Source organism: Sphingopyxis sp., assembly GCF_035998965.1.
In the GTDB taxonomy this organism is placed as follows: Bacteria; Pseudomonadota; Alphaproteobacteria; order Sphingomonadales; family Sphingomonadaceae; genus Sphingopyxis.
The window spans coordinates 1-6791 of the sequence record NZ_DASYHE010000077.1 but is presented as its reverse complement, the minus strand read 5'-3'; the positions used below and the strand labels follow the sequence as shown (position 1 = coordinate 6791).

The window sequence follows — 6791 nt, the reverse complement described above, 5'->3', positions numbered from 1 at the left end:
TACGGCCTGAAGTAAGGAGCGCTAAGGCATGTCACGCATCAAACGCGGCGTCACCACGCGCGCCAAGCACAAACGCGTATTGGAACAGGCGAAGGGCTATTATGGCCGTCGCAAGAACACCATTCGTGTCGCCAAGCAGGCAGTCGAAAAGGCCGGCCAATACGCCTATCGCGACCGCAAGGTTAAGAAGCGCAACTTCCGCGGCCTGTGGATCCAGCGCATCAACGCCGCGGTTCGCGCCGAAGGCCTGACCTATTCGCAGTTCATGCACGGCGTAAAGCTGGCCGGGATCGATCTCGACCGGAAAATCATGGCTGACCTGGCGATGAACGAAGCGACGGTCTTCACCACGATCATCGCGCAGGCGAAAGCGGCGCTGCCCAAGGCAGCCTGACGCTTTTAAGTCGGCGACAAGAAACAAGGGCGGTCCCGACGGGGCCGCCCTTTTTCGTGGGCGCTTGCGGTTTGGAATGGCAGCCAACGCCCAAAACCAGTCGTCGCCCCCGCGAAGGCGGGGGCCGCTGTCGGTTTGCGTAGCGGCGCAGGAATAGACCGCGAGCGGCCCCCGCCTTCGCGGGGGCGACGGTAGGGGCGAACGACCGCCTCCCACCCCAAAACCGGCCATCCGCCCGCACCCTAAACGAAGAAGCGGCGCGAAGCTTTCGCTCCGCGCCGCTTCGACAATGGTTCCAGTGGAAACCATCGCCCCCCCGCCCGTTCCGAAAAGCCGTGGGTCGCAGAAAGCTGCCGGCCGGGTGAAGTTCGAATAATCAGTCGCGCGATCCGTTCGTGTGCCCGATCCCGATCATTTGGCACAGACGCCGCCAGCGCCCGATATTAGTGCTTGCACTCGCCCCCGAGCCCGCGACGCAACTATGACGCAGCGCCAAAGCAGAAAATTGTACAAACCCGACAAAGAATGGCGTCAAAATGTTGTTTTTCGTCGTTAATGCTCGTTAGAGGGAGATTGATGCCCGAACGCAGCGCGCCCGAGCCTGAACCGTCCGACGTCCGAATCGCCACCCGTTTCTTTGCGGTGTCGCCGGCGCTGCACCCCTATCTCAGCACCATCTATCTGACCGAAGTATCGGTCCCTGCGGGCAGCCGCGTTGGCGACTATCTCCATCCCGAATGGGCGAACCTGCGCTTCATCGAGGGTGAAACGCCGCTGGCGTCGGTCGCCGGCGCTCCTGCGGTCGCGACGCCGCATTTCATCGCCACCGGCCCGACCAGCACCGCGACCTATTTCGCCTCCGGCAACATGCGCGCATGGGGGATCGGGATCGTACCGCTGGGCTGGGCGAAGTTCATCCCGCTGCCCGCCGACGATCTGGCCGACCGCTTTTGCGACGGCGACGCGCACCCCGCCTTTGCTGCCTTCGTCTCGCTTGGCGAAAGATTGTGCGGGGTGAATAACGTCGATGCCGCCGCGGCGATGATCGACGATCATTTCTGCGCGATGCTCAACGATGCCCCGCCCGACGATCCCGCCATCCTCGCCGCGCATCGCGCGCTGGTGGACGATGACCTATCGACCGTCGCCGACCTGTCGGCCAAGCTGGGGCTGTCCGAGCGATCGGTCGAGCGATTGAGCCACCGGGCGTTCGGCTTTTCGCCCAAGCTGTTGCTGCGCCGCCAGCGTTTCCTCCGCTCGCTGGCGCGCTTCATGCTCGACCCGTCGATGGCGTGGATCGACACGATGGATCATCATTATTACGATCAGGCGCAGTTCACCCGCGACTTCGCCAAATTCATGGGGATGAGCCCGCGCGAATATGCCGCGCGGCCGAAACCGATCCTGGGCGCCGCCGGTAAAGCTCGCGCCGCCGCGGCGGGTGCTGCTGTACAAGGGCTTCACAAGCCCGGGGGTTGATCCGCCAAGGGCTTGACCCACGCATCGCCTTCGGTGCAAGCGGCGGCGCGGGCGAAGCGCGGCCGCTGCAGGACAAAAACGATGAGCGATATTCAGGCGACCCAGACCCGGCTGGTCGATGACATAGCGGCGGCGAGCGATCTCGAAGCACTCGAAGCGCTGCGCGTCGCCGCGCTGGGCAAGGCGGGCAGCATCACCGCGCTGCTCAAATCGCTCGGCGGCATGTCCCCCGAGGAGCGGCAGGCGCAGGGGCCGCAGATCCATGCGCTGCGCGAAGCCGTCACCGCGGCGCTCGCCGACCGCAAGGCGGCGCTCGACGCCGCGGCGCTCGACATCAAGCTCGCCGCCGAAGCGATCGACATGTCGCTGCCCGCCGACACCGCGCCGAAGGGCAGCGTCCACCCGGTCAGCCAAGTGATGGACGAACTCGCCGAAATCTTTGCCGACATGGGCTTTGCCGTCGCGACCGGACCCGAAATCGAAGACGACTGGCGCAATTTCACCGCGCTCAATATTCCGGAGACGCATCCGGCACGGGCGATGCATGATACATTTTATTTTCCGGAAGTTGGCGAAGGTGCCGCGCAGCGTATGTTGCTGCGGACGCACACATCGCCGGTGCAAATTAGGACGATGATGTCGCAAGAACCGCCGATCCGCATCATCGCCCCCGGCCGCGTCTATCGCAGCGACAGCGACGCGACGCATACGCCGATGTTTCATCAGGTGGAAGGTCTCGTCATCGACCGCGGCATCCATATGGGGCATCTGAAGTGGACGCTTGAGACGTTCCTGAAAGCCTATTTCGAGCGCGACGACATCGTGCTGCGGCTGCGCCCGAGCTATTTCCCCTTCACTGAACCGTCGGCGGAAGTGGACGTCGGGTACCGCCAAGAGAAGGGCCGCCGCATCGTCGGCGGGCATGGCGACGACGATGGTCATGCGTGGATGGAGCTGCTGGGCAGCGGCATGGTCAACCGCCGCGTGATCGCGAACTGCGGCCTCGACCCGGACGAGTGGCAGGGCTTCGCCTTCGGCGTCGGGGTCGACCGGCTGGCGATGCTGAAATATGGCATGGACGATCTCCGCGCCTTTTTCGACGGCGATCTGCGCTGGCTGGCGCACTACGGGTTCGGCGCGCTGAGTGTCCCCACATTGAGCGGGGGAATTTCGGCATGAAGATCACCCTCGACTGGCTCCGCGAGCATCTGGACGGCGAGTTCACCGTCGCCGATGTTGTCGATACCCTCAACCGCATCGGCCACGAGGTCGAAGGCGTCGAGAATCCCGCCGACAAGCTTGCCGGTTTTCGCGTCGCGCGCGTCCTGACCGCCGAGAAACATCCGCAGGCCGACAAATTGCAGGTGCTGACCGTCGATACGGGCGACGGCACCGCGCCGCTGACCGTCGTGTGCGGCGCCCCCAATGCGCGCGCAGGACTCGTCGGCGTGCTCGGCCTGCCCGGCGCGGTGGTGCCTGCAAACGGCATGGAGCTGAAAGTCGCCGCGGTGCGCGGGGTCGAATCGAACGGCATGATGTGCTCGTCGCGCGAGCTGGAGCTGGGCGACGATCATGACGGGATCATCGAGCTCCCCGCCGATGCCCCCGTCGGCAGGCCCTTCGCCGACTATAGCGGCGCGGGCGACCCGGTGATCGACATTTCGATCACCCCGAACCGGCAGGATTGCATGGGCGTGCGCGGCATCGCGCGCGACCTGGCCGCCGCGGGGCTGGGCACGCTGAAGCCGCTCGCCGTCCCGACGATCATCGGCGAGGGCGCGCCCGCGACCGAAATCGCGACCCTCGATCCCGAAGGCTGCCCCGCTTTCTATGGCCGCACGATCAGCGGCGTCACCAACGGCACCGCCCCCGAATGGATGCGCCGCCGGTTGGAAGCGGTCGGGCAACGCTCGATCTCGGCGCTGGTCGATGTCAGCAATTATGTGATGTTCGACCTCGGCCGCCCGAGCCATATCTATGACCGTGCCAAGCTGACCGGCCCGCTCGTCGCGCGGCGCGCCAAGGCGGGCGAAACGGTCACCGCATTGAACGGCAAGGATTACACGCTCACCGACACGATGACGGTGATCGCCGACGACCGCGGCGTCCACGACATTGCCGGGATCATGGGCGGCGAGCATAGCGGGTGCAGCGAAACGACGAGCGACGTGCTGATCGAAATCGCGTATTTCACCCCCGAGCGCATCGCGCTGACCGGACAGGCGCTGGCGCTGACCAGCGACGCGCGCAGCCGCTTCGAGCGCGGGGTCGATCCGGCGTTCCTCGACGATGCAACCGCGATCGTCACCGCGCATGTGCTGGCGATCTGCGGCGGTACCCCCTCGGCGGTCACCCGCGCCGGGACGCCGCCTGCCGAGGTGAAGACGGTCGATTACGACCCGGCGCTGTCGGCGACGCTCGGCGGCATCGCGATCGCGCCCGAGCGCCAGCAGGAAATCCTGACCGCGCTGGGCTTCACCATCATCGAACAGGGCGGCCGCTGGCAGGTCCAGGTGCCGAGCTGGCGCCGCGACATCGACGGCGCCCCCGATCTGGTCGAGGAGGTCACGCGCATCACCGGTTTCGACGCGATCGCGTCGGTGCCGCTGCCGCGCAGCGACGGGGTGGCGAAGCCCACCGCGACCGCCGAACAAATGCTCGAACGCCGCGTGCGCCGCGCCGCGGCCGCCGCAGGCTTCCATGAGGCGGTGACCTGGTCGTTCATCAGCGAGAGCGACGCGGTGCCGTTCGGCGGCGGCGACTGGTCGCTGGCCAATCCGATCAGCGAAGATCTGAAGGTCATGCGCCCGTCGCTGCTCCCCGGCCTGCTCGCCGCGGCGGCGCGCAACCAGAACCGCGGCGCGGGCAGCATCCGCCTGTTCGAGATCGGTCGCCGCTATCGGATCAACGCCGAGCATCCGACGCTGGCGGTGCTGATGGCGGGCGACAAGCGCGCGCGCGGCTGGCAGGCGGGCAAGGCGGCGCCGTTCGACGCGTTCGACGCCAAGGCCGTAGCGCTGGCATTGCTCGACGCCGCGGGCGCCCCCGCCGACCGCTTGCAGGTGATGGAGGCGGTAAGCGAAGGCAGCATCTGGCACCCCGGCCAGTCGGCGACGCTGCGGCTCGGCCCCAAGGCGGTGCTCGCCGAATTCGGCGCGCTCCACCCGCTGCTGACCCGCCATTTCGACGTCGACGGCCCGGTGATGGCGGTGCAGATTTTCCTCGATGCCATTCCCGCCAAGCGCGCGAGCGGCCCGGCGCGCGCGGCGTTCACTCCGCCTGCACTGCAATCGGTGCGCCGCGACTTTGCGTTTCTGGCCCCGACCAGCCTAACCGCCGCCGAACTGGTCCGCGCGATCCGCGGCGCCGACAAGGCGAGCATCGTCGATGCCCGCCTGTTCGACCGCTTCACCGGCCAGGGCGTGCCCGAGGGGCAGGTGAGCCTGGCGGTCGAGGTCGAGTTGCAGCCGGTCGAGAAGAGCTTCACCGATGCCGAGCTGAAGGCGATTGCCGACAAGGTGGTCGCGGCGGCAGCGAAGGTTGGGGCGGTACTTAGGGGGTGAGGTGGCCGTGCGCGGTTTTTTAGCGAAGGGGTAACATGCGCACCCGGCTCAGCATTTGCAAAAAGAAGCTTTCCTACCCTTCGAGTGAGGAGGCACTAGCTGCCGCTTGGCGATCCGAATTACAACTCCGGACGTACCGCTGTGACCGCTGCCAATTGTTCCATTTAACCAGCCGAACAAAGGGCAAGCTCATACCGCAAAGCGGTAAATGCCCGTTTCCATGACTGATCATAAGCAGTCAGGCAGACTTTGGTTTTCACGTGACCAAAAGCGACCATTTACGGCAACGCCGGTTCAGTCTCTTCCCCCGGCCCATGGCTCGATCCGGACCATCGCCCGCTCGTAAAGATCCGATGCCACTAGAATGGCGAGCCATTCGCTGACCCGTTGCGGCGCGCAGGCCGCAAACCATGCGGCGTCTACCCCAGCGAACTGCCGCACAAAGGGAAAGATCGCGATATCATTGAACCCCGGCTGCGCACCGCCAAGAAAGTTCAGATCTGCGAGCCGCGTATCGAGTTCTGCCAGAATCGCCAATCCAGCCGCGCGGCTCGCAAGCGGGTCTGCATCGTATCGCGCGGCATATTTATAGCGGTCGAGGTGATGTTTGAACGCACTGTCGAACAGCCCGACCAATTCCGCATCGACGCGCGCGTGCCAGTTCTCGGGATCGTGCTGCTCCAGAGCCCAGTGCATGATGTCGATGCTCTCGTCGATCACCGTCCCGTCCATCAGCACGAGCACGGGCACCGTTCCCTTGGGCGACGCGGCCAACATGGCGGCGGGTTTGTGACGCAACACCACCTCGCGATGGGCATAGGTGGTACCGCTCACCATCAGCGCCATCCGCGCCCGCATCGCATAGGGACAGCGGCGAAAGCTGTAGAGGATCGGAACATCGGACATAGCGGGCGCCATAGGCCGACGAAAGGTCGGTTGCCAGCCGTCAAACCGTAGGGATCGTCCCGCCGTCAATCACATATTCGGTCCCCGTTATCGACGCGGCGCGGTCCGATGCGAGGAAGGCGATCAGGTTCGCGACCTCTTCGGGCTTTGCCGGGCGGCCCAGCGGGATGCCGCCGAGCGAGGCCATGATGATCGCCTTGCCGCCTTCATAATCGGTCCCCGCGTCGCGTGCGAGGCGTTCGGCGAGCGCCACCGATGCTTCGGTCTCGATCCAGCCTGGAGAAACGCGAACGACGCGGACGCCCTTGGGCGCGACCTCTTTCGACAAGGCCTTGCTGTAGGTCGAAAGCGCCGCCTTGGCCGCGGCATAGCCGGTCGTCGCTTCGGGCAAGGGCAACTGCCGCTGAATCGACGAGACATGGACGACGACGCCCGACCCTTGCGCGGTC

General features: G+C 65.7%; 6 protein-coding genes. 4 read left to right on the top strand and 2 right to left on the bottom strand.

The annotated features are described in order from the left end of the window. Window positions 1-28 precede the first annotated feature (28 nt). From rplT to pheT, 4 genes are all read left to right on the top strand, one after another. Window positions 29-394: a 50S ribosomal protein L20 gene (rplT, locus tag VGN68_RS13060; RefSeq protein WP_293701417.1), complete on the top strand. Its 366-nt coding sequence runs from the start codon at window positions 29-31 to the stop codon at window positions 392-394. Window positions 395-970: 576 nt separating this feature from the next. Next, window positions 971-1873, top strand: a complete 903-nt coding sequence (locus tag VGN68_RS13055; protein WP_327477316.1) for an AraC family transcriptional regulator — start codon at window positions 971-973, stop codon at window positions 1871-1873. An 81-nt stretch (window positions 1874-1954) separates the two neighbouring features. Beyond that, the gene (pheS, locus tag VGN68_RS13050) at window positions 1955-3052 is read left to right on the top strand and encodes a phenylalanine--tRNA ligase subunit alpha (protein WP_327477315.1); all 1098 of its coding nucleotides are present in this window, start codon (window positions 1955-1957) and stop codon (window positions 3050-3052) included. Continuing rightward, the gene (pheT, locus tag VGN68_RS13045) at window positions 3049-5436 is read left to right on the top strand and encodes a phenylalanine--tRNA ligase subunit beta (protein WP_327477314.1); all 2388 of its coding nucleotides are present in this window, start codon (window positions 3049-3051) and stop codon (window positions 5434-5436) included. The genes pheS and pheT overlap by 4 nt, the downstream gene beginning before the upstream one ends. Before the next feature lie 294 nt (window positions 5437-5730). Here pheT and VGN68_RS13040 read toward each other — a convergent pair whose 3' ends face one another. Together VGN68_RS13040 and VGN68_RS13035 are read right to left on the bottom strand one after the other, a co-directional pair. Then, window positions 5731-6342 (bottom strand): glutathione S-transferase N-terminal domain-containing protein, encoded by a 612-nt coding sequence (locus VGN68_RS13040; protein ID WP_327477313.1) that lies wholly within the window; start codon window positions 6340-6342, stop codon window positions 5731-5733. A gap of 40 nt (window positions 6343-6382) precedes the next feature. Continuing rightward, a partial coding sequence (locus VGN68_RS13035) for an oxidoreductase (RefSeq protein WP_327477312.1) occupies window positions 6383-6791 on the bottom strand: 409 nt, incomplete at its 5' end.

What these genes read in the sequence shown, in the direction of transcription:
- rplT (WP_293701417.1), top strand. Translation starts at nt 29, where the DNA reads ATGTCACGCATCAAACGCGGCGTCACCACGCGCGCCAAGCACAAACGC.
- VGN68_RS13055 (WP_327477316.1), top strand. Translation starts at nt 971, where the DNA reads ATGCCCGAACGCAGCGCGCCCGAGCCTGAACCGTCCGACGTCCGAATC.
- pheS (WP_327477315.1), top strand. Translation starts at nt 1,955, where the DNA reads ATGAGCGATATTCAGGCGACCCAGACCCGGCTGGTCGATGACATAGCG.
- pheT (WP_327477314.1), top strand. Translation starts at nt 3,049, where the DNA reads ATGAAGATCACCCTCGACTGGCTCCGCGAGCATCTGGACGGCGAGTTC.
- VGN68_RS13040 (WP_327477313.1), bottom strand. Translation starts at nt 6,342, where the DNA reads ATGTCCGATGTTCCGATCCTCTACAGCTTTCGCCGCTGTCCCTATGCG.